Origin of the sequence: Rhodococcus sp. IEGM 1408 (assembly GCF_033142235.1) — a bacterium.
Lineage (GTDB): Bacteria > Actinomycetota > Actinomycetes > Mycobacteriales > Mycobacteriaceae > Dietzia.
This window is the reverse complement of the sequence record NZ_JAWLRW010000009.1, coordinates 1-21,801: the sequence shown is the minus strand read 5'-3', so window position 1 is coordinate 21,801 and position 21,801 is coordinate 1. Positions and strand designations below refer to the sequence as shown.

Sequence of the window (21,801 nt, the reverse complement as noted above, 5' to 3'; positions counted from 1 at the left end):
TAGCGACTCGACCGCCCAGGCGGGGCGGCCGTCCCGCCTCCGACCGTCTCGCTGCCCGGCCCTGTCGGCTCAGCGCTCTACAGGGACCCCGATGAGTGAGCCGTACTCCACCCAGCTGCCGTCGTAGTTGACCACGTTGGTCTGGTCGAGGAGCTCGTGGAGGACAAACCAGGTGTGGCTCGACCGCTCCCCGATCCGGCAGTAGGTCACCACGCGACGGTCGGCGTCGGACAGGGTGTCGGCGTAGATCGCGCGGAGTTCGGCGTCGGGGCGGAAGGTGCCGTCGCGGGTCACCGCGCGGTTCCAGGGGATGGACACCGCGCCCGGGATGTGTCCGCGTTGGCGGCCGCCCTCCTGGGGGAGCCCGGCCGGCGCGGTGAGGCGACCGGTGTACTCGTCGACGGACCGGACGTCCACCAGCGCATCGCTGCCCAGTCCGGCCAGGACGTCGTCGCGGAACGCCCGGATGGACAGGTCCTGCGGGTCGGCCGCGTACTCGGTGACCGGCCGGTCGGGCAGGTCCGTCTCCAGGGGGAGCCCGTCGCGTTCCCACCGCATGCGGCCACCGTCGAGCAGTCGGACGTCGGCGTGCCCGTACAGCCGCAGGTACCAGTACGCGTAGGCGGCAAACCAGTTGTGGTTCCCGCCGTACACCACCACCGTGTGGTCACGGGTGATGCCGCGTTCGGCCATGAGCTCGCCGAACCTGTCCGGTCCCACCAGGTCACGCGTGTACTGCTGTTGGAGCTCGGTGCGCCAGTTCAGGGCGACGGCGCCGGGGATGTGACCGTCGATGTGATACGCCGTCACGTCCTCGTCGACCTCGAGGAAGACCACCGAGTCGTCGGCCAGGCGCGAATCGGCCCAGCGGGTGCTGACCAGGACGTCGTCGCGACTCATGCCCGCGAGTCTAGAGGTCCGGCCGCGCGAGGTCGTCGAGCGGCGCTGTCCCGGGGCCGCCGCTACCGCTCGCGGTGAGCGTCCCGCCGCGGACCGTCAACGAGTCGACGGCCAGCCCGAGGGGAAGGATGTCCGGCGCCAGGGTCAGCGCGGTGCTGCGCATCGCCAGACCCCGGTCCTGGTCGGGGAACCCCGCGGGACCCGTCGCGGCGGCCACGGGGACGAGGTGCGCGCCCCGGTCGTCGACGACGAGCTCGACGATCGCCGAGACGCGGGTGCCGGAACCGAGGGTTCCGGTGACGCGGGCCCGGTTCTCCGTCCCCCCGGCGAGACTGGGGTCGTCTGCCGCGCCCACCACGACGTCCCGCATCCCCAGGGCGGGCCCGAGGGAGTCGCCGGTGATCTGTACCGAGACCGTCACCGACCCGGCACGGAGTTCCGCGGCGCGGTCGTCGGGGACGTGGAGGTCGGTCACCGCGGCCTCGACGACGACCGGGTCGAGCCCCGGTCGGTCGACCCCCTCCGTCCGGATCGAGACCGAGGCGAGGGTGTCAGGACCCGACCAGCGGCCGGTCGGACCCCCACCGATCATCACGGCCGGAGCGCTGACACCCGGTGTGGCGGTACGGATCCGGGTGGAGAGGTCCGACTCCACCCTCGAGGCGGAGATCGAGTCCACGGTGAACGCGCCGCCCACCACGACCGCCGCGGCGGCGATCGACACGACGACCGGACGGCGGGCTCCCATGGGGTTCAGGTCTACTCCGATCACAGAAACGGGGGTACGGGTGGTTAGTATCGTCTCCGTTCCCGGACGAGGAAGAGGCCACATGGACGTAGTGCTCCTCACCACGGAGACAGATCCCGAGGCGGTGGTGCCCGCGCTGACCCTGCTGCCGCACACCGTTCGCCTGCTCCCGGCCCTCGCGTCCTCCGTGGCGGAGCTGTCCGGGGCGGCTCTCGCCGTGGTCGACGCCCGCAGCGACCTCGCCGCATCACGGGCGCTCTGCAGGCTGCTCTCGGTCAGTGCCGACGTCGCCGTCATCGCCGTGGTCTCCGAGGGTGGACTCATCGCCGTCAGTGGGGACTGGGGTCTCGACGACATCCTCCTGCCGACCACCGGTCCGTCCGAGGTGGACGCGCGGTTCAGGCTGTCCGCCGCCCGGCACACCGCCCAGGGGGAGGCCGACGGCGGGCTGCTCACGGTGGGCGAACTGGTGATCGACGAGGAGACCTACGTCGCCCGGGTCAAGGGCCGCCCGCTGGACCTCACCTACAAGGAATTCGAGCTCCTCAAGCACCTGTGCCAACACCCCGGGCGGGTGTTCTCCCGGGCCCAGCTCCTCCAGGAGGTCTGGGGGTACGACTTCTTCGGCGGTACCCGGACGGTCGACGTCCACGTCCGGCGGCTGCGCGCCAAGCTGGGGCCCGATCACGAGTCCCTCATCGGCACGGTCCGTAACGTCGGGTACAAAGCGGTCCGACCCACCGACCGCCGGGAGGACGGAGGAGACGCATGATCGTCGTCGAGCACGAACTCGACCGGGAGATCGCCTCGCAGGTTGAGGCCGTGGCGGCGGCCGCGGAGGTCGCGGACGGGGTCGCCCCGCTCGGCGAGCAACCGCTCCGCGCGCTCCGGACGCCCGGCGCCCGGGACGTCCGGCACCTCTCGGTCCGCAGCGACACCGGCGAGATCGTCGGCTACGCCCAGATCGCGGGCAGGGGAGCGGAGGCCACCGCCGAGTTGGTGGTCGACCCCGCTCAGCGGCGCCGCGGGGTGGGATCAGCCCTTGTCCGCGCCGTGTTCGAGCGGGAGCCGGGAGCCGCGCTGTGGGCGCACGGCGACCTGCCGGCCGCAAGGGCGCTCGCGGAGGCGGAAGGCAAGACGCGGACCCGGGAGCTGCTCATGATGCGCAGACGGGCGGTCTCCGGGCCGCCGCTACCCGGGGCTCAGCCGGCCGAGGGGATCGAGACGGGCACGCTCGCGGAGGCGGACTCCGAGTCAGGTCATCGGTGGCCCGGGATGGACGCCCGGGCGGAGTTACTGCGGGTCAACAACGCCGCGTTCTCGTGGCACCCGGAACAGGGCGGCTGGACCCGTGCCCAGCTCGACGAACGACTGGCGGTCGGGTGGGTCGACACCGGTGCGATCTTCCTCGCCGTCGACACCACGGGGTCCAGCCCCCGGCTCGCGGGATTCCACTGGACAAAGACGGTCGGAGAGCCCGGGAGGCCGCCGGAGGGCGAGGTCTACGTCGTGGCCGTCGACCCGGCGGACCAGGGACGGGGACTCGGCGGCCTGCTCACCTCGCTCGGCGTCGCGCACCTCGAGGGCCCTACAGGAGTGGAGTCGGTCGTGCTCTACGTGGAGGGCGACAACACGGCGGCCATCCGCACCTACGACAGGCTCGGGTTCGCGGTCGAACACCGAGATGTGACCTACACCTCCTCGTGACTTTGTGCCGCTCCGCGTACTGGACACATGACCATCACCCCAGCTAGGGGGGTCGGAGACCGGAACAGGTGAACACGTAGTCGCGGCGTGTCCAGCGAGTTCATCTTGCGTTCACTGTTCTTGGCGGGACCGTTCATATCGGCGCTTTAGGTTCAGACCTCGTCGGGCCGCTCGGGTCGGCCCGCCCCGCGCGATCTGTTCGCGAGAACTGCCCGGTGGGGCACCCCCACCGGAGAAAACCAAGGAGAATCTGTGGACCTCAAGCGCACCGGTGCCCTGATCGGGCTCGCCGCCCTGACGACCGTCGGACTGGCGGCCTGCTCGGACGACAACACCGGCAGCGGCGACACCGCCGCCCAGACCGTCGCTGACGCCGAGTGTGGCGGCAAAGAGAGCCTCAATTCATCGGGTTCGTCCGCGCAGAACAACGCGATGACGGTCTTCGCCAACTCGTTCGCGACGAGCTGCGAGGGACAGACCATCGACTACAACTCCAACGGCTCCGGCGCCGGCGTCAAGGAGTTCATCGGTGGGCAGACCGACTTCGGTGGCTCGGATTCGGCGCTCAAGGAGAACGAGTACGCCCCGGCCCAGGAGCGGTGTGAGTCCGAGGCGTGGAACCTCCCCGCGGTCTTCGGCCCGATCGCCGTCGCCTACAACCTCGACGGCGTGGACCTCAAGCTCTCGGGCTCGACCATCGCCAAGATCTTCAACGGCCAGATCACCACGTGGAACGACCCGGCCATCGCCGCGGAGAACGAGGGCGCGGAGCTCCCGGACCAGCCCATCACCGTGATCTTCCGCTCGGACGAGTCGGGCACCACCGACAACTTCCAGAAGTACCTCGATGCCGCCTCGGACGGTGCCTGGACCCAGGAGGCCGGCAAGACCTTCAACGGCGGCGTCGGCGAGGGTGCCAAGGGCAACGAGGGCGTCTCTGCGGCGATCGGCCAGACCCCGGGCACCGTCACCTACACCGAGTGGTCCTACGCCAAGAACCAGAACCTCGCCATGGTCAACGTGATCACGCCCGCCGACACCGCGGGCGTGGAGCTCAACGCGGAGACCGCCGGCAAGACCATCGACTCGGCCAAGCTGAAGAACGAGGGTTCCAACGACCTGGTGATCGACACCTCGTCCTTCTACGTCCCCGAGGCGGCCGGCGCCTACCCTATTCTCATGCCGACGTACGAGATCGTGTGCTCGAAGTACCCGGACCCGGAGACCGCCGCCGCGGTCAAGGCGTTCCTCAACGTGGCCGTGTCGGAAGAGGTCCAGGGCGAGCTCGAGGGCGAGGGCTACATCCCCGTCCCCGATGCCTTCCGCGCCAAGCTGACCACCGCCATCTCCGAGATCTCCTGATCTCCTCCGATCGCCGGCCCGCCTGTGAAGCGGGCGGGCCGGCGATCGACCCGTTGACCCCCGAGCGACTGAAGGTCTCATGACAGTTCACGAATCCGTCGACCACGACGCCGAGAAGAACGCCGGAAGCTCAGGCGGGTTCCCGGACGGCACGAGGACGCCGCCGGACGCAGGCGGCGGCATCGAGGGAGACCTCCGCGACGTCAAGTCATCCCAGAAGGCGGACGCGCTCTTCCGCGGGGTCACCGTGGCCGCGGGCGCGTTCATCGTCGCCCTCATCGCGCTGATCGGGATCGTTCTGGTCATGCAGGCATGGCCGTCGCTCATGCAGAACAACGCCAACTTCTTCACCTCGTCAGAGTGGAACACCACCGACGCGGAGAACATGCGCTTCGGCATCCTGGACCTGCTCAAGGTCACGGTCCTGAGCTCCGTGTTCGCGCTCGCGCTCGCGGTGCCGGTGGCCATCGGCATCGCGACGTTCCTCGTGCAGTACGCGCCGGCCCGGCTCTCCAGGTCGCTGTCCGCGCTCATCGACCTGCTGGCCGCGGTGCCGTCGATCATCTACGGCATGTGGGGACTCATCGTCCTCGGTCCGTGGATGGTGCCCTTCGCCGGCTGGCTCAACGAGAACCTCAACTGGCTCTTCCTCTTCGGTGACGGCAACGTCACGATCGCCGGCGGCGGCACGATCTTCACCGCCGGTGTCGTCCTGGCCATCATGATCCTGCCGATCATCACGTCGATGTCGCGCGAGACCATCCGTCAGACCCCGTCGCTCCACCAGGAGGCCGCCCTCGCACTGGGTGCCACCAAGTGGGAGAAGATCCGGATGACGTGCTTCCCGTACGCCAAGTCCGGAATGATCGCCGGCTCGATGCTCGCGCTCGGACGCGCACTCGGCGAGACGGTCGCGGTCCTGATCATCCTGCGTGCGGCCAGCGCCCCGGGCACGCTGTCGCTCTTCGACGGCGGGTTCACATTCGCGTCCAAGATCGCCTCGGGAAGCGCGGAGTTCAACCACCCGCTGCCGACCGGTGCCTACATCGCGGCCGGACTCGTGCTCTTCATCCTCACGTTCATCGTCAACCTCATCGCGCGCTCCGTGTCCGGTGGAAAGGTCAACGGCTGATGTCACAGGCAACTCCCGACCTCGCCAAGCCGGCCAAGCCGGCCGACACGTTCCTGCCGATCTCGGGCGGCCGCAGGGCCAAGGACAAGCTCGCCACGGTGATCTTCTCGCTGTGCTTCCTCCTCGCGGTGATCCCTCTGGTCGCGCTGCTCTACAAGGTGATCGCCTCGGGCCTCCCGGCGGTCCTCAACCCCACCTGGTGGACCAACTCGTTCTTCCTCGTCTCGCCCTCCTCGATGTCGGGCGGCGTGGGCCACGCCATCTACGGCAGCCTCGTCCAGGCGCTCATCGCGGCGGTCATCTCGATCCCGCTCGGCGTGGCCGCCGGGATCATGCTCGTGGAGTATCCCGAGTCCCGACTGGCCAGGCCCACCACCTTCATGGTCGACGTCCTGGCCGGCGTGCCCTCGGTGGTGGCCGCCATCTTCATCTTCGGTCTCTGGATCTCGGTCCTGCAGTTCGAACTCAGCGCGTTCGCCGTGGCCCTGGCCCTGGTGCTCCTCATGCTGCCGCTCATCGTGCGGTCCACCGAGGAGATGCTCAAACTGGTTCCGGACGAGCTCCGCGAGGCCTCGTATGCGCTCGGCGTGCCCAAATGGAAGACCATCGTCAGCGTGGTGGTCCCGACCGCGCTGTCGGGCATGATCTCCGGCATCTTCCTGGCCATCGCCCGGGTGATGGGTGAGACCGCCCCGGTGCTGATCCTCGTGGGCTACACGGCGAAGTTCAACTACGACGTGCTCCAGGGCAACATGGCCTCGCTGCCGCTGCTGATCTACAACCAGCTCTCGAACCCGAACGAGGCCGGGCAGTACCGCATCTGGGGCGCCGCCCTCACGCTCGTCGTCATCATCGGGTTGCTGAACGTCCTCGCCACGTTCGCCGCCAAGGCGCTCGCGCCCAAAACCAAGTAAGGACCTGACATGGCCAAGCGACTCGACCTCGAGAACGTCGACATCTTCTACGGCGACTTCCACGCCGTGAAAGACGTCAACCTCCACGTCCCCCCGCGCTCGGTGACCGCGTTCATCGGCCCGTCCGGTTGCGGCAAATCCACCGTGCTGCGGTCGCTCAACCGGATGCACGAGGAGATCCCTGGCGCGTTCGCCACGGGTTCGATCAAGCTCGACGGGGTGGACATCTACGACAAGAAGGTCGACCCCGTCGCGGTGCGCCGGACCATCGGCATGGTGTTCCAGCGCCCGAACCCGTTCCCCACCATGTCCATCAAGGAGAACGTGGTCGCCGGGCTCAAACTCCAGGGCGTCAAGAACAAGAAGAAGCTCGACGAGGTCGCGGAGAAGTCGCTGCGCGGCGCCAACCTCTGGAACGAGGTCAAGGACCGACTCGACAAGCCGGGCGGCGGCCTCTCGGGTGGCCAGCAGCAGCGCCTGTGCATCGCCCGGGCGATCGCGATCGAGCCCCAGGTGCTCCTCATGGACGAGCCGTGCTCGGCACTCGACCCCATCTCGACGCTCGCGGTGGAGGATCTCATCTCCGAGCTCAAGAGCGAGTTCACCATCGTGATCGTCACGCACAACATGCAGCAGGCGGCGCGGGTGTCCGACCAGACCGCGTTCTTCTCGCTCGAGGCCACAGGGATGCCGGGTCAGCTCGTCGAGGTCAACTCCACGGAGAAGATCTTCTCCAACCCGGAGAACAAGCAGACCGAGGACTACGTGTCCGGCCGCTTCGGCTGAGTTCTGCCCCGCACGACGAGAGCACCCCGGTACCCGCCATGTCGGCGGGAACCGGGGTGCTCTCGTCGTATCCCCGGGTTCGGGTCAGCCCCGGGAAGCTGTGCGTCCCGGGTCCGGGTCAGCCGGAGATCCCCTGCCCGGCGTCGCCGGAGTCCTGGGTCTTGTACGCCCTCTCGGTCTCGTTGAACTTGCGGACCAGCTCCTCCTTGGAGGGGGAGGTGCGTTCCGGGTCGTCCACCGTCAGAGTGGCGTATTCGCCGGTGGCCAGGAAGATCACTCGCTGGGCCACCTCGACCGCGTGGTCGGCGAACCGCTCGTAGTAGCGGCCGAGAAGCGTCACGTCGACCGCCGAGGCCACGCCCCACTTCCATTCGCGCACGGTGAGCAGGGTGAACAGGTGGCGACGGAGGTCGTCGACGGCATCGTCCTGGTGGGCCAGGGTGGCGGCCTGCTCGGCGTCCCGGTTGAGCAACACCTCGGTGGCCGAGCGGCCGAGCGAGACCGCGACGCGGCCCATCTCGGCGAAGTACCCGTTGACCGGCTCGGGTAGGACGCCCTCGGGATGGCGCCGACGCACGATCTTGGCCACGTGCCCGGCCAGGGTGCCCATCCGGACCAGGTCCTGGACGAGCTGGATCGAGGTGACCACCTGGCGTAGGTCACGGGCCACGGGGGCCTGGAGGGCCAACAGCGCGAAGCCGCGCTCCTCGTTCTCGGTTGCCAGCCTGGCCATCTCGGTGGAGGACTGGAGGACCTTCTCCGCCGCCACCAGATCGACCTGGAGCAGGGCGTGCGTGGCCAACTCCATGTCGTCGGTCGCGAGGGAGCACATCCGGGCCATCGAGGTGGCCAGATCTGCCAGTTCTTCAGAGTAGACAAGACGCATGTTCGCCAGCATACCCGCATGTCAATTGCGGAATCGGCCCCGACGATGAACGCCCGGTGAATACCGCCGGCACCGGGCCGCTCCCGGCGATCAGCCCCCGGAGTTGGCGGCGTCCGCGCCCTCCAGGGCCACCGCGTCGTCCTCGGGGTCGTCCAGCCACCCTTCGGGTAGCAGGACGCGGGAGGGCGAACCCTGCCGGCCCCGGGGGCCGTAGCCGTCGGCCGGGAAGGGCGCGTCGGCGGGCAGGTCGGCCAGCAGCGCCGCGAGGTCGTCCAGGGTGCGGACGCCGGAGAGTCCGACGCGCTTCTCCGACCCGGCCGGGAAGCCGCGCAGGTACCACGCCACGTGCTTGCGGATCTCGCGCATCCCCTTGTTCTCACCGTGATGCTCGGCCAACAGCTCGCCGTGGCGGTACATGATCCGGCTGACCTCGCCGAGGGTGGGCGGGGTCGGAGCCTCGCGGCCGTCCAGGCGGGCGGCGAGCTCGGAGAACAGCCAGGGCCGACCGAGGCATCCCCGGCCGATCACCACTCCCGCGCACCCGGTCTGCTCACGCATACGGACCGCGTCATCGGCGGAGAAGATGTCGCCGTTGCCCAGCACCGGCACGTCGGAGACCGCCCCGACGTGCTCGACCAACCGGGAGATCTGCGACCAGTCGGCCTCGCCGGAGTACCGCTGGGCGGCGGTCCGGGCGTGTAGTGCGACTGCCTGGGCCCCCTCGTCGACGGCGATGCGGCCGGCGTCGAGATGGGTGTGGTGCTCGTCGTCGATGCCGACACGCATCTTCACCGTGACCGGGATGTCGGTGCCCTCGGTCGCGCGGACCGCCGCCGCGACGATGGAGCGGAACAGTCTCCGCTTGTAGGGAATGGCCGAGCCGCCGCCGCGGCGGGTGACCTTGGGGACCGGGCAACCGAAGTTGATGTCGATGTGGTCGGCCAGATTCTCGTCGACGATCATCTTGGCGGCCGCGTAGGTGTACTCCGCGTCGACCGTGTACAGCTGCAGGCTGCGCGGGGACTCGTCGGGGGCGAACGTGGCCATGTGAAGGGTTGCGGGCTGCCGTTCGACCAGCGCGCGGGCGGTGATCATCTCGCAGACGTAGAGTCCGGACACCGAGCCCTGCTGTTCCCGTTCGATCTCGCGGCACAACGTGCGGAAGGCGACGTTGGTGACACCCGCCATCGGCGCCAGGATGACGGGCGAGGCGAGCTCGAAGGGTCCGATGCGCAGGGCGGGCGCGTCGGTGGTGGTGGGTGCGGACATACACCGAGTGTTCCAGCGTGGGGCGGGCAGGTCCAATGGGGTGGGAACACCGCGGTCTCCTGCAGCGCCGCTGGTCGTCGGGCCCACCCCTGCGCGGTCCGTCGCCGTTCCGTCGTGCACCCGGGACGAGTGAGCCGACGAGTGAGCGGTGCTCACGTGCGGATGCTCGCGGCCGCCGTGGCCGTGAGCAGCACAGCCATGAGGACCGCCATCGCGGGGTACCCACCGACGAGGCCGGCCAGCACCGGCCCGGACACGGGCGCGAGCGCGGTCACCGCCGTCATCGGCGCGGCGAAGACGGCGTTGATCGCACCGAAGTTCTCAGTACCCCACCGGTCCGAGACGGCGGTGGCCTGGAGGAGGGTGTGGCACCCGCGGGCGGCGCCTGTGCCGACAGCCAGGGCGACGAGCAACCACGTGGGTCCGGGGAGCAACGCCAGGCCCCACAGACCGAGAGCGCCGGCGCCGAGGACCACCAGGGTTCGCTGTTGGGGGGTGGACCTGCGGGCCAGGGCTGGATAGCCGAGCCGGCCGACGACCTGGCCCGCGCCCACCAGCCCGAAGGCGAGCGCGGCCGTGGAGTAGGCGATCCCCCGATCCAGCAGCAGCGGGATGAGGTTGATCGTCACGGCGAAGAGCGTGAACGTGGCGACCGTCATCACCACCTGGAGGGTGATGAACTGGCGCGTTCTGGTGACCCGGCGGACCTCGCCCCGCGACTGCTGCGCGGACGGTTCACCCACGGTGCCGGACCAGGTCGAGTTGAGGAACAAGGCGTGCAGAGGTACCGACACCGCGGCGAGGATCCCGGCCATGATGAGGTAGCTGGTCCGCCACCCGAACTGCCCGATCAGATACGCGGTGAGCGGGGCGAAGAGGGTGGAGGCGAACCCGGCGACGAGCGTCAGCGTCAGCAGGGGGCCGACCCGCCTCGGGCCGTACCACCGCGTGATCACCGCGAACGCGGGCGGATAGAGGACGGCGGACTGGGCGAACCCGGCGACCAGCCAGGCCAGGTAGAACATCGGCAGGTTGGGAGACCACGCGACCAGCGCCAGGGCGGCCACGCCGATGACCGCCCCGAGCGTCATCACCGTGCGTGGCCCCCGGGCGTCGAGGACCGAACCGACCCTGAGCCCGGCTACCGCCGAGATGACGAGGCCGGCCGACAGCGCACCGGTGATGGCGGTGTCACTCCACCCGGTGTCCTGTGAGATCGGCGTGACGGCCGCGGGCAAGGAGTAGAAGAGCAGTCCCCAGCTGGTGGTCTGCGCGATACACATGGCCGCGAGCCCGCCGCGGGGGCGGTCGGTCCCGGGCGGGCGGCTGCTGATGGCGAGCCTGTCAGCAGCAGGTTGACGTGGTGGTCACGCCGAGCGAGATCAGTTGCGGCGAGGGGGGCGCATCGCACGAACCACCGAGGTCTGTTGAACAGACCCCGGTCTCCGGCAGGTCGAGCTGCACGTCGTCGGCGGCGGCCCGGTCACCTGCGAGTGCGGCGGCGATGGAACGGACCTGCTCGTACCCGGTGGCCATGAGGAACGTCGGCGCCCGGCCGTAGCTCTTCATCCCCACGATGTAGAAGTCGGCCTCGGGATGGGCCAGGAGCCGCTCGCCGTGCGGCTCGACGCTTCCGCAGGAGTGGAATTCCGGGTCGATCAGCGGCCCGAGTTGGTGCGGCGCATCCACGGCCGGGTCGAGGGCGAGGCGGAGCTCGGAGAGGATGGACAGGTCGGGGCGGAAGCCGGTGGCGGGGACGAGAAGGTCCACCTCCAGGTGAGCCGGACCCTGCGGGGTGTTGGCGTGGACCGTCAGCCCTGTCGGCGTGGGCGTGAACCCGGTGATGGTGAACGAGGTGTGCACGTTGATCACCCCGGAGGCCACGGCAGCGCGCAGGCGTGAGCCCAGGGCTCCGCGGGCTTCCAGTTCGTCGCTGTCCCCGCCGCCGTAGACACCGGACACGTCAGCCGCACGAACCGCCCAGCTGATCCGGGTGTCGGGGGCCTGTCGTGCGATCGTCACCAGGTCGAGCAGGGTGTTGGCCGCCGAATGCCCGGCCCCCACGACGAGCACATGGCGGCCGGCGAACCGGTCGCGCTCCACCCCGGTCACATCCGGCAGCGGGGCGGTGATCAGACCCTGCGCGGCCGCCGCGTCCTCACCGGGTGCGGGGAGACCGGACCGGCCGAGCGGATTGGGCCGGCCCCAGGTTCCCGAGGCGTCGATGACGCTGCGGGCCCGCACGTCGGTCAGGGTGCCGTCGGCGGATTCGACCCGGACGAGGAACGGGGTACGCGCCCGATCGGCCGACCGCGTCTTGTCGATCCCCTCCCGGGACACCGACACCACGCGGGAACCGGTCCGGACGACGTCCGCGCCGAGGACCGCGGCGAGCGGAGACAGATAGTCCCGGACCAGCTCGTGACCGGTGGGCAGAGCCTCCGGGTCCGGCTCCGTCCACCCGGTGGGTTCGAGCAGGCGCCGGGCGGCGCTGTCGATGTCGTATCTCCACGGGGAGAACAGGCGGGTGTGCCCCCATCGCCGGATGGCCGCCCCGATCGTGGCGCCGCCCTCGAGAACCAATGGGGTCAGTCCCCGCTCGCGGAGGTGGGACGCCGCAGCCAGTCCCACGGGGCCGGCTCCGATGACCACAACCGGAAGCTCCTGCATTGTCGGGTTCACTGGGCGTTCTCCTTCTCTGGCGGTGCACGGCGCGACCACGCGTGCAGTGGTGTCGGGCGCGAGGACGCGTGGTGTGTCGGCCGCGAGCACGCGGGCAGTGGTGGTGCCCGGCACGAACTCATCGGTATCGATGAGCGTCTATGCGCGAGGCTAAGCCGATGGATCGACATGTGTCAATGGATCGGATCCCGGTGAGCGTCCGGGCTGCTGGTGGTGCCCCCAGTCGGGCTCGAACCGACGACCTGCGGATTAAAAGTCCGTAGCTCTACCAACTGAGCTATAGGGGCGTCGGTCACGATACCGTCCCGGTTCGCGTGCCCGGGGTCCGGTGCCGACTTTGCAGACGGTTGGTTTAGCTGTGGGGTGGGCAGTGCCCTAAACTCGAACGCGCTGCGGGCCGGTGATAGTCGGACGTGGCGCACGCCCCCTTCGTTTAGCGGCCTAGGACACCGGCCTTTCACGCCGGCAGCGCGGGTTCGAATCCCGTAGGGGGTACGCAGGAGATGTCCCGGTCACCGCCTCGGTGACCGGGACGTCGTGCATTTGCGGGCCGGTTAGTGGATTGGTCTGTGGGCTGGTCCGTAGCGCGGAAACCCGCGGCCCACCTGGCGATTTGCGCACGGGCGGGGCGTCGTTTAATGTTCTATCTCGTGCGAAGAGCACGGCCCTGTGGCGCAGTTGGTTAGCGCGCCGCCCTGTCACGGCGGAGGTCGCGGGTTCGAGTCCCGTCAGGGTCGCACAGAGACAACCGGCGCATTCGGTGTTCACCGGATGCGCCGGTGGTCTTAGGGCCAGGTAGCTCAGTTGGTACGAGCGTCCGCCTGAAAAGCGGAAGGTCGTCGGTTCGATCCCGACTCTGGCCACAAGATCGCAGCGCGTCGGAGGGTTTCCCTCCGACGCGTTTCCCATTTCGGGGAACGTCTGCCCCGCGTTATAGCGTGGACGCCATGCCATCGCCTGCCACCGAGGTCCCTGACGTGCCGGAGAAGTCCCGATCAGGGGTCAGGTGGGGGATCGTCGCCGCGGTCAGCGGGCTGATCGGGATCTTCCTCGCGATCATCGTGCCACTCCTGCCCGTCACCCAGACCACCTCGACGATCAGCTGGCCGGAGTCCTCCGGCACGCTCGATCCGGTCACGGCTCCGCTGGTGGCGTACTACCCGCTCGACATCACCGTGGACGTGCCGTGCTCGGCCGTGGGTGACCTGCGGGAGCAGGGCCGCGAGGACGGCGTCCTGGTATCCACCGCTCCCCGGCAGGCCGGCGAGGACGCGGGGGCCCGCGGGCTCATGGTCTCCGTCGCCGGCTCCACGGTGGAGGTGCGCAGCCGGAACGTCCTCATCGCCTCCGCGCCCGTCGAGGCGGTCGCCGGGGCGGGGGCGTGCTCCTCGATCCGCGTGGAGGCGGACTCCGGATCGATCGGCGCGGAATTCCTCGGACTGGACGTGAACGGCCAGGGCGCGGGCGGCCGGATCGATGAGGACCTCCGCCCGCAGGTCGTCGGCGTGTTCACGGACCTGCAGGGGGCGGCGCCGGAGGGAATGTCCGTCGACATCACCGTGGACTCCCGCTACACCACCCAGGCGACCGCCCTCAAGCAGATCGCCATCGTGATCGGCATCCTCGCGATCATCGTCGCGCTCGTCGCACTGCACCGGCTCGACCTGCGTGACGGCCGCGCCGGACGCCGGGTGTTGCCCTCCGGGTGGTGGAAGCCGCGACCCCTCGACCTGCTGGTGGTGGCCACGCTGCTGGTCTGGCACGTCATCGGGGCCAACACGGCGGACGACGGGTACATCCTCACCGAGGCGCGCGCAGCGGTCTCGAGCGGTTACATGCCCGAGGTGTTCCGCTACTACGGCGCCCCGTACGCGCCGTTCGGGATGCCCTACTACCTCTACACGGCCATGAGTTCGATCTCCCTGGGCAGCGTGTGGCTGCGACTGCCGGCGCTGCTGCTGGGGATCGCGTCCTGGATCCTGCTCTCGCGTGAGGTCATCCCGCGCCTCGGCATAGCGGCCCGGCGCGCCCCGGCGGTCAGGTGGAGCACCGCCGCGGTGTTCCTCGCGTTCTGGCTCACCTACAACAACGGCCTGCGTCCCGAGCCGATCGTCGCCTTCGGCGTCCTGGCCACCTGGGTCTCGCTCGAGCGCGCGCTGGCGACCGGCCGGCTGCTGCCGGCGGCCGCCGGCTTCATCATCGGTGGGCTCACGCTGTCAGCGGCGCCCACCGGCACCTTCTGCATCGCCGCGATCCTCGCCGCCTCGCGGCCACTGCTGCTCCTGGTGATCCGGCGGGCGCGACGCGACGGCTGGGTGCCGACGGTGGCCCCGCTGCTCGCCGCCGGCCTCGGCGTGCTCCACCTGATCTTCCTGGACCAGCCGCTGGTCACCACGCTGCAATCCTCCGCCCTGCTCGGCGACGTCGGCCCCACCGGACGCTGGTTCGAGGAGGTCTGGCGCTACGAGTGGCTGATGAACCAGACGCCGGACGGGTCGCTGGCCCGCCGCTTCGCGGTCCTCGCCATGTTCCTGTCGCTCATCACCTGCGCAGCCATCCTGTTCCGCAAGGGCAGGATCCCCGGCGTGTCCGTGGGTCCCGCGCGGCGGATCGTCGGCCTGGCCGCGATCTCGATCGCGTTCATGGCGCTCAACCCCACCAAGTGGACCCACCACTTCGGGGCGTTCGCCACGATCGGCGCGGCACTGGCGGCGCTGGTGACCATGGCCGTCCTGCCCGCGGCCACGCGGTCACTGCGCAACCGGATGCTCTTCCTCGCGGCCGTGTTCCTGGTCCTGGCGCTGAGTTTCACCTCCACCAACGGCTGGTGGTACATCTCGATCTACGGCATCCCGTGGGGTGGTGCCCAGCCCTCGATCGCCGGGATCACCCTGTCCTCGGTGTTCCTCGGGCTGATGATCCTCGCGCTCCTGGGCGCTCTGTTCCTGCACTACCGGGAGCCGTTCGTGCGGCCGACGGCGGCGGGGACCACCGATGGCGGCCGCAGCGGTCCCGTGGCCCGCGCGCTGCGCGAGGTCTCGCACGCCCCACTGGGGCTCGCGGCGGCCCTCGTCGTCGTGGTGATCGTCGCGTCCATGGCCGCGGCGGTCCGCAACCAGTACCCCGCCTATTCCGTCGGTCTGCAGAACCTGAAGGCGCTGTCGGGCGAGCCGTGCGGCATCGCCGACGTGGTACTGACCGAGCCCGACGCCAACGCCGGACTGCTCGAGCCGGTCGGGGAGCCCCGCGACCAGCTCGAGGCGGGCGCCCGGCCGGTCGAGTTCGCCCCCGACGGGATCCCCGCCGACCTCACGGCCACCCAGGCCGTCGACGTCGACACGCCGGGCACAGGGGAGGACTCGGATGCCACGGCGACCACCGCCGGAACCGAGGGCGGGGTGCGCTCGGGGGAGGGCATCAACGGCAGTCACGCCGTGCTGCCGTTCGGCCTCGACCCGGCGCGGGTGCCGGTCCTCGGCAGCCACCAGGCCGGCCCGCAGTTCACCGCGGAGACCACCACCGACTGGTACCGGCTCCCGGATCGGGACGGGGAGCACCCCCTCGTCACGATCGCCGTGGCGGGTTCCTTCGCCCCGGACGCGATCCGCGTGGAGTTCGCGACCGCCGCGGAGTCGTTCGAACCGACGGGTTCGGTCCTGCCCGTGGACATCGGCCCGGCGCCGTCCTGGCGCAACCTGCGAGTTCCGCTCGACACGTTGCCCTCGGACGCCACCGCGATCCGGCTCGTGGTGCACGACCTCGACCCGGACCCGTCGCGGTGGATCGCGTTCACCCCGCCCCGGGTCCCCGAGCTGGTGACCATGCAGGACCTGGTGGGCCACACCACCCCGGTCCTCCCGGACTGGGCGGTCGCCTTCCACACGCCGTGCCTTCGCCCCTTCGACGAGTACGCGGGCATCCACGAGCTGCCCGAGTACCGCGTGCTGCCGGACCGCGGGCTGGCGGTGAGCTCCACCAACACCTGGCAGGCGTGGGACGGTGGCGGACCGCTCGGGTTCATCGAGCTCCTGCTCGAGGGCGAGACCGTGCCCACCTACCTCGAACACGACTGGGACCGGGACTGGGGCTCGCTCGTGCGTTACGAGCCGCTGGTGCCCGATGCGAAGCCGGCGACGGTCGAGCAGGGGGAGACCGTACGGTCGGGGATGTGGAACGGGGGACCGCTGGCCCGGTGACCGGTTAGCATCGGTCCCGGAGCTTTTACAAGGAAGTCCAAGTTTTTACCGACCCAGAGTGGAGCAACGCTATGACCGTGACCGAGAAGCAGTTCGAGAACATCCTGGTCGACCAGACCGGCCGCGTCGCGGTCATCACGCTCAACCGGCCCAAGGCGCTCAACGCGCTGAGCAGCGGCATGGAGAAGGAGGTCGTCGAGGCGGTCGAGGGCCTCGATTCCGACCCGGGTGTCGGCTGCATCCTCATCACCGGTTCGGAGAAGGCCTTCGCGGCCGGCGCCGACATCAAGGAGATGAAGGACAAGTCGTACCCGGGCATCTACCTCGAGCGCTTCTTCCATGACTGGAAGCGCCTCACCGTCGCGCGGACGCCGATCATCGCGGCCGTCTCCGGCTTCGCGCTCGGCGGCGGCTGCGAGCTCGCCATGATGTGCGACATGATCATCGCCGGCGACAACGCCAAGTTCGGCCAGCCGGAGATCACCCTCGGCGTGATCCCGGGCATGGGCGGCTCGCAGCGGCTCACCCGCGCTGTGGGCAAGGCCAAGGCCATGGACCTGTGCCTGACCGGCCGGCAGATGGATGCCGCCGAGGCCGAGCGCTCCGGCCTGGTCGCCCGCGTCGTCCCCGCGGCCGACCTGCTCGACGAGGCCATGAAGGTCGCCGAGAAGATCGCCTCGATGAGCAAGACCACCGCCATCGCGGCCAAGCAGGCCGTCAACCGCTCCTTCGAGACCACCCTCGAGGAGGGGCTGCTGGCCGAGCAGAACGCCTTCTACGCGCTGTTCGCCACGGACGACCAGACGGAGGGCATGTCCGCGTTCGCGGAGAAGCGCAGGCCCGAGTGGCGTCGCTGAACCACCACCTGGACCCGGCGCTGAGCCACGACCTGGACCCCGCCCGCCGCGCCCCCGGGGCCCCGCTGCCGGTGCTGGTCCTGACGGGCTACCTGGGCGCGGGCAAGACCACGCTGCTCAACCACCTGCTCAGCGGGGCCCCGGGCCTGCGGATCGCGGCGATCGTCAACGACTTCGGGGAGATCGATGTGGACGCCACCGCGGTGGCCGGCCGCGTCGACTCCATGGTCTCGCTACCCAACGGCTGCGTCTGCTGCGAGGTCGACGCCGGCGAGCTCGTCGAGGCGCTGACCCGGCTCGCCGGCGACGAGCTGGGCATGGACCTGGCGGTGATCGAGGCCAGCGGCCTGGCCGAACCGGCGATCCTGTCCCGGATGGTCCACGAGGTGCCCCGGGACAAGGTGCGGCACGCGGGGATGGTCCAGGTGGTGGACGCCGAGGGGCTCGATGACGCTATGGAGCGGCATCCGAGCCTGGCATCGCACCTCGCGGAGGCGGACCTCGTCGTCGTCAACAAGTGCGACCTGGTCACCCGGGAGCGGTTCGGCGAGCTCCGCGCGACGATCCGCTCCCACGCCCCGCGCGTGGCCGTGCTGCCGGCCGTCCGCGCCGCGGTCCCCGCCGGACTCCTACTGGGGATGGAACCGGACGCGGCGGACTCCGCGGTCGTGGAACCGGGGCCCGTCGCCCACCACCACGCCCACCACCACGCCCACGACCACCCCCACCTCCACGACTCGTACCGGGCGGTCACGGTGACGCCGGCGCGCCACCTCCATCCGCGCCGCGTGCTGGCCGCGCTCTCCGCGCCGCCGGCCGGCGTCTACCGCGCCAAGGGCACGCTGACCCTGGCTACGGCGGACGGGCCGCGACGGTACGAGGTGGCGTTGGTGGGGCGCCGGCTGGAACTGCGCGCCGGGGGCCACGGCGCGGAGGGGGTGGTGGTGATCGGCGTCGATATGGACGACGACGAGGTGAGGCGCTTCCTGGATGACGCCCAGCTGATCGCTGGCGAGACCGTCGACCCGGACGCCGCGCTGGGCCTGCACCCGTACCTCGTCGGCGCCCCGGACTCCAGCGACGTCGAGGAGTGGATCTACGACGAGCAGCGCTCCGCGCCGCTGACCGGGGCGGCCGCGATGTTGGTGGACCCGGAGGACCCCGAGGCATTCGATCCAGCCTTCACGCCCTGAACACGGCCGGGGCGTGAAGCCGGACCGGGTACCCCCGTCAACATCGAACAGCGGCGACCGGCACCGGTCGGCACCACCCCGGTTACGTGCGTATAGTGGCGCTCACGACGGTGATTTGCGGCACTTCCCGGGGCATTCCCCGGCTCACGTCGGGGGTGCGCCACGACCGGGTGAGGAGATCTCGTGGACGAGGAGACGGCCGACCGAGGATTCGGCGGCGGAGCCGCTGGTGAGGCGCAGCGCCGAAAGCGAGACCTGGCCTCTGTGCGGAGCGCGATCTCCGCGTTGCGCGAGGCCACCGGGATCCCGGTGACCATCGGTGGCGTGGTGGGCGAGGGACACACCCTGGTGCTGTCGGAGTCGCTCGGCATGCGGACCTCGGCGATGAAGGACCTCACGATCCACTACGGGGCCGGGGTCGGCGGCCGGGTCATGGCCACCGGTAAGCCGGTCGGTGTGGCCGACTACCCACGGGCCGGTGTGATCACGCACGAATACGACCTGCCGGTGCTGTCCGAGGGGTTGCGCTCGATGGCGGCGATCCCGGTGGTGGTGGGAAAGGACGTCCGCGCGGTCCTCTACGCGGGCGTGCACAATTCGGTGCGCTTCGGGGAGAAGGTCCTCAACCAGATGGCGGCCACCGCGCGAGCCCTGGAGCAGGAGATCGCGGTCAATGACGCGCTCGCCGCCCGGGGCGCCGCACCGGTCGGCCCGGGCGCCGGCGAGGGCAGATGGGACGACGTCCTGTCCAACGAGCGGATGCGCGAGACCCACACGCGACTGCGGATGCTGGCGTCCCGGACCGAGGCGCCGGACGTCCGCGCCGAGCTCGAACGGATCTGCGCCGAGATGGTCTCGCCCCCACCGGAGTTGCCCACCGCGCGGCTGTCCCGCCGCGAGCTGGACGTGCTGGCCTGCGTGGCGCAGGGCAAGACCAATATCGAGACGGCCGCGGAGATGGGCATCGGCGCGGAGACCGTCAAGAGCTACCTGCGCTCGGTCATGCGCAAGCTGGACGCGCACACGCGGTTCGAGGCCGTCAACGCCGCACGGCGGATGGGCGCCCTGCCGTAACCCCGGCGGGGAGCCGGCCGGAGATCACCCGCGCCCGGTGCCCGGCACCGACAGCCCGAAGGTCAGCCCCGCTCGCCGCCCGGCACCCACAGCACGTCGCCGTCGGGATTGGCCACCCGGCCGAGGACGAACAGCAGGTCCGACAGCCGGTTGAGGTACTTGGCCGGCAGCGCAGAGGTGGAGTCCGGGTGCTCGTGGACCGCCGCCCACGCCGCGCGCTCGGCGCGACGGGTCACGGTGCGAGCCACGTGCAGGTACGCGGCGCCGGGGGTCCCGCCCGGGAGGATGAACGAGGTCAGGTCGGCCAGCTCGGCGTTGAACTCGTCGATCCAGCCCTCGAGCCGCTCGATATAGGACGGTTCGATCCGGAGCGGCGGATACTCGGGATCGGCGACCACCGGGGTGGCCAGGTCGGCGCCGGCGTCAAAGAGATCGTTCTGCACGACCCGCAGTACCGCCGCGACGCGGTCGGCGAGATCGCCGCTGGTCACCGCGACGCCGATCGCGGCATTGGCCTCGTCGCAGTCCGCGTACGCGGCCAGGCGGACGTCGTTCTTGCTCACCCGCGAGAAGTCGGACAGTCCCGTGGTCCCGTCGTCGCCGGTCCGGGTATAGATCTTTGTGAGATGAACAGCCATGAGGCCAACCTACGCGCCCGCCACTCCCCGGATGGGCGGGAAGTCCCCGGTTCTCGCCTAGGGTGGACGGGTGAGCGGTAACCCAACGTCCCGCGAGGAGAGCTTCCTCGTCACCGGCGGAACCAGACTGGCCGGCGAGGTCTCTGTCGCCGGCGCGAAGAACAGCGTCCTCAAGCTCATGGCGGTGGCCCTGATGGCAGAGGGCCGCACGACCTTGACCAATTGTCCGGACATCTCGGACGTCCCCGCGATGGCGGAGGTCCTCCGCCATCTCGGATGCGTCGTCGAGATCTCCGGGGACACGGTGGTGATCGACACCCCGGCTGATGTCGGTCATGTGGCCGACGACAAGGCAGCGCAGCGACTCCGCGCATCCGTGTGCATCCTGGGTCCGTTGGTCGGCCGCTTCCACCGGGCGGTCCTCTCGATGCCGGGCGGTGACGCGATCGGCAGCCGACCGCTGAACTGGCACCAGAACGGGTTGAACGCGCTGGGGGCCACCACGAGGATGGACCACGGTCGGCTCGTCGCCGAGGCCACGGAACTCCGGGGCGCGGGCTACAAGCTCAGCTTCCCGTCCGTCGGGGCCACCGAGACCTTTGTGACCGCGGCGGTTCTGGCCAAAGGGACCTCCGTCCTGGAGAACGCTGCCCGCGAGCCCGAGATCGTGGACATCTGTGAGCTGCTGACCGAGATGGGTGCCAAGATCACCGGCGCAGGTTCCAGCACCATCACCATCGAGGGCGTCGACGAGCTGCATCCGGTGAGCCACCGGGTGGTCGGCGACCGCATCGTCGCGGCGACCTGGGCGATGGGTGCGGTCATGACCCGGGGCGACGTCAAGGTCACCGGCATCGACCCGATGTTCATCCACGTGGTCCTGGAGAAACTGCGGGGAGTGGGGGCCGAGGTCGAGACCGGGGCGGACTGGTTCCAGGTCAGTCAGCAGGGCCGGCCACGCGCGCGGAACGTCCGGACGCTGCCGTTCCCCGGATTCCCGACCGACCTGCAGCCGATGGCTATCGCGCTCGCCTCCGTGTCGGACGGATTGTCCGTGGTCACCGAGAACCTCTTTGAAGCACGCTTCCGCTTTGTCGAGGAGATGGTGCGCATGGGCGTGGACGCCGAGACCGACGGCCACCACGCCAAGATCCGCGGCCGGGAGCGCCTGGACTCGGCCACCGTCTGGGCGAGCGATATCCGCGCCGGCGCCGGGCTGGTCCTCGCGGGGATGTGCGCGGACAACGTGACGGAGGTCTGCGAGATCTTCCACATCGATCGTGGTTACTCCGACTTCATCGGGAACGTGCGGTCACTCGGTGGCCAGATCGAGCGCGTCGACACCCACCGTTGACGCGTTCGATCGCTAACGACCACCGCTGACCAGGCGATTTGCGTTCCGGTTCATGTCTGCGTAACTTATTGGAAGTCGCCGACAGCGGCCCGGACCGAGAGGC

General features: G+C 70.0%; 18 protein-coding genes and 4 tRNA genes. 14 read left to right on the top strand and 8 right to left on the bottom strand.

The window, feature by feature from the left end; genetic code table 11:
* Positions 1 to 69 precede the first annotated feature (69 nt).
* Together R4P08_RS14305 and R4P08_RS14300 are read right to left on the bottom strand one after the other, a co-directional pair.
* The gene (locus tag R4P08_RS14305; protein ID WP_317814565.1) at positions 70 to 900 is read right to left on the bottom strand and encodes a sulfurtransferase; all 831 of its coding nucleotides are present in this window, start codon (positions 898 to 900) and stop codon (positions 70 to 72) included.
* Between the two features lie 10 nt (positions 901 to 910).
* A complete protein-coding gene (locus tag R4P08_RS14300; RefSeq protein ID WP_317814564.1) occupies positions 911 to 1,648 on the bottom strand; it encodes a DUF2993 domain-containing protein in 738 nt (245 codons plus the stop codon).
* An 82-nt stretch (positions 1,649 to 1,730) separates the two neighbouring features.
* Between R4P08_RS14300 and R4P08_RS14295 the strand changes: the two genes are divergently transcribed.
* From R4P08_RS14295 to pstB, 6 genes are all read left to right on the top strand, one after another.
* The gene (locus R4P08_RS14295) at positions 1,731 to 2,420 is read left to right on the top strand and encodes a response regulator transcription factor (RefSeq protein WP_317814563.1); all 690 of its coding nucleotides are present in this window, start codon (positions 1,731 to 1,733) and stop codon (positions 2,418 to 2,420) included.
* Positions 2,417 to 3,355, top strand: coding sequence for a mycothiol synthase (gene mshD / locus R4P08_RS14290; RefSeq protein WP_317814562.1), 939 nt, complete (start codon positions 2,417 to 2,419; stop codon positions 3,353 to 3,355). Before R4P08_RS14295 ends, mshD begins: the two co-directional genes overlap by 4 nt.
* Before the next feature lie 252 nt (positions 3,356 to 3,607).
* Complete coding sequence (gene pstS, locus R4P08_RS14285; protein ID WP_317814561.1) at positions 3,608 to 4,717, top strand: phosphate ABC transporter substrate-binding protein PstS; 1,110 nt, start codon at positions 3,608 to 3,610, stop codon at positions 4,715 to 4,717.
* A 79-nt stretch (positions 4,718 to 4,796) separates the two neighbouring features.
* Complete coding sequence (gene pstC / locus R4P08_RS14280; protein ID WP_317814560.1) at positions 4,797 to 5,849, top strand: phosphate ABC transporter permease subunit PstC; 1,053 nt, start codon at positions 4,797 to 4,799, stop codon at positions 5,847 to 5,849.
* Positions 5,849 to 6,763, top strand: a complete 915-nt coding sequence (pstA, locus tag R4P08_RS14275) for a phosphate ABC transporter permease PstA (RefSeq protein ID WP_317814559.1) — start codon at positions 5,849 to 5,851, stop codon at positions 6,761 to 6,763. The genes pstC and pstA overlap by 1 nt, the downstream gene beginning before the upstream one ends.
* 9 nt (positions 6,764 to 6,772) lie before the next feature.
* Positions 6,773 to 7,549, top strand: a complete 777-nt coding sequence (gene pstB, locus R4P08_RS14270; protein ID WP_317814558.1) for a phosphate ABC transporter ATP-binding protein PstB — start codon at positions 6,773 to 6,775, stop codon at positions 7,547 to 7,549.
* Between the two features lie 118 nt (positions 7,550 to 7,667).
* Here the strand turns inward: pstB and phoU are convergent, their stop codons facing one another.
* From phoU to R4P08_RS14245, 5 genes are all read right to left on the bottom strand, one after another.
* Entirely contained in the window at positions 7,668 to 8,435 is a 768-nt protein-coding gene (gene phoU, locus R4P08_RS14265; protein ID WP_317814557.1) for a phosphate signaling complex protein PhoU, read from the bottom strand.
* 90 nt (positions 8,436 to 8,525) lie between these two features.
* Complete coding sequence (gene dusB / locus R4P08_RS14260) at positions 8,526 to 9,704, bottom strand: tRNA dihydrouridine synthase DusB (RefSeq protein ID WP_317814556.1); 1,179 nt, start codon at positions 9,702 to 9,704, stop codon at positions 8,526 to 8,528.
* A 152-nt stretch (positions 9,705 to 9,856) separates the two neighbouring features.
* Complete coding sequence (locus R4P08_RS14255; RefSeq protein WP_317814555.1) at positions 9,857 to 10,987, bottom strand: MFS transporter; 1,131 nt, start codon at positions 10,985 to 10,987, stop codon at positions 9,857 to 9,859.
* 61 nt (positions 10,988 to 11,048) lie between these two features.
* Positions 11,049 to 12,374 (bottom strand): NAD(P)-binding domain-containing protein, encoded by a 1,326-nt coding sequence (locus tag R4P08_RS14250; protein ID WP_317814684.1) that lies wholly within the window; start codon positions 12,372 to 12,374, stop codon positions 11,049 to 11,051.
* A gap of 223 nt (positions 12,375 to 12,597) precedes the next feature.
* Positions 12,598 to 12,673 (bottom strand) — tRNA-Lys (locus R4P08_RS14245).
* 135 nt (positions 12,674 to 12,808) lie between these two features.
* Between R4P08_RS14245 and R4P08_RS14240 the strand changes: the two genes are divergently transcribed.
* The 7 genes from R4P08_RS14240 (at position 12,809) to R4P08_RS14210 (ending at position 19,706) form a co-directional block, all read left to right on the top strand.
* A tRNA-Glu gene (locus R4P08_RS14240) sits at positions 12,809 to 12,881 on the top strand.
* A 168-nt stretch (positions 12,882 to 13,049) separates the two neighbouring features.
* Positions 13,050 to 13,123 (top strand) — tRNA-Asp (locus R4P08_RS14235).
* Positions 13,124 to 13,175: 52 nt separating this feature from the next.
* Positions 13,176 to 13,249: transfer RNA gene (locus R4P08_RS14230), tRNA-Phe, on the top strand.
* Positions 13,250 to 13,333: 84 nt separating this feature from the next.
* On the top strand, positions 13,334 to 16,582 hold the full coding sequence (locus tag R4P08_RS14225; protein WP_317814554.1) for an arabinosyltransferase domain-containing protein: 3,249 nt from the start codon (positions 13,334 to 13,336) through the stop codon (positions 16,580 to 16,582).
* A 71-nt stretch (positions 16,583 to 16,653) separates the two neighbouring features.
* The gene (locus R4P08_RS14220; protein ID WP_317814553.1) at positions 16,654 to 17,439 is read left to right on the top strand and encodes an enoyl-CoA hydratase; all 786 of its coding nucleotides are present in this window, start codon (positions 16,654 to 16,656) and stop codon (positions 17,437 to 17,439) included.
* Positions 17,427 to 18,632 (top strand): GTP-binding protein, encoded by a 1,206-nt coding sequence (locus tag R4P08_RS14215; RefSeq protein ID WP_317814552.1) that lies wholly within the window; start codon positions 17,427 to 17,429, stop codon positions 18,630 to 18,632. Before R4P08_RS14220 ends, R4P08_RS14215 begins: the two co-directional genes overlap by 13 nt.
* A gap of 183 nt (positions 18,633 to 18,815) precedes the next feature.
* On the top strand, positions 18,816 to 19,706 hold the full coding sequence (locus R4P08_RS14210; RefSeq protein WP_317814551.1) for a LuxR C-terminal-related transcriptional regulator: 891 nt from the start codon (positions 18,816 to 18,818) through the stop codon (positions 19,704 to 19,706).
* A 62-nt stretch (positions 19,707 to 19,768) separates the two neighbouring features.
* Here R4P08_RS14210 and R4P08_RS14205 read toward each other — a convergent pair whose 3' ends face one another.
* Positions 19,769 to 20,344 carry a cob(I)yrinic acid a,c-diamide adenosyltransferase gene (locus R4P08_RS14205; RefSeq protein ID WP_317814550.1) on the bottom strand — a complete coding sequence of 192 codons (576 nt, stop codon included), beginning with the start codon at positions 20,342 to 20,344 and terminating at the stop codon, positions 19,769 to 19,771.
* Positions 20,345 to 20,414: 70 nt separating this feature from the next.
* Here R4P08_RS14205 and murA point away from each other — a divergent pair, with 70 nt between their 5' ends.
* A complete protein-coding gene (gene murA, locus R4P08_RS14200) occupies positions 20,415 to 21,698 on the top strand; it encodes a UDP-N-acetylglucosamine 1-carboxyvinyltransferase (RefSeq protein ID WP_317814549.1) in 1,284 nt (427 codons plus the stop codon).
* Positions 21,699 to 21,801 lie beyond the last annotated feature (103 nt).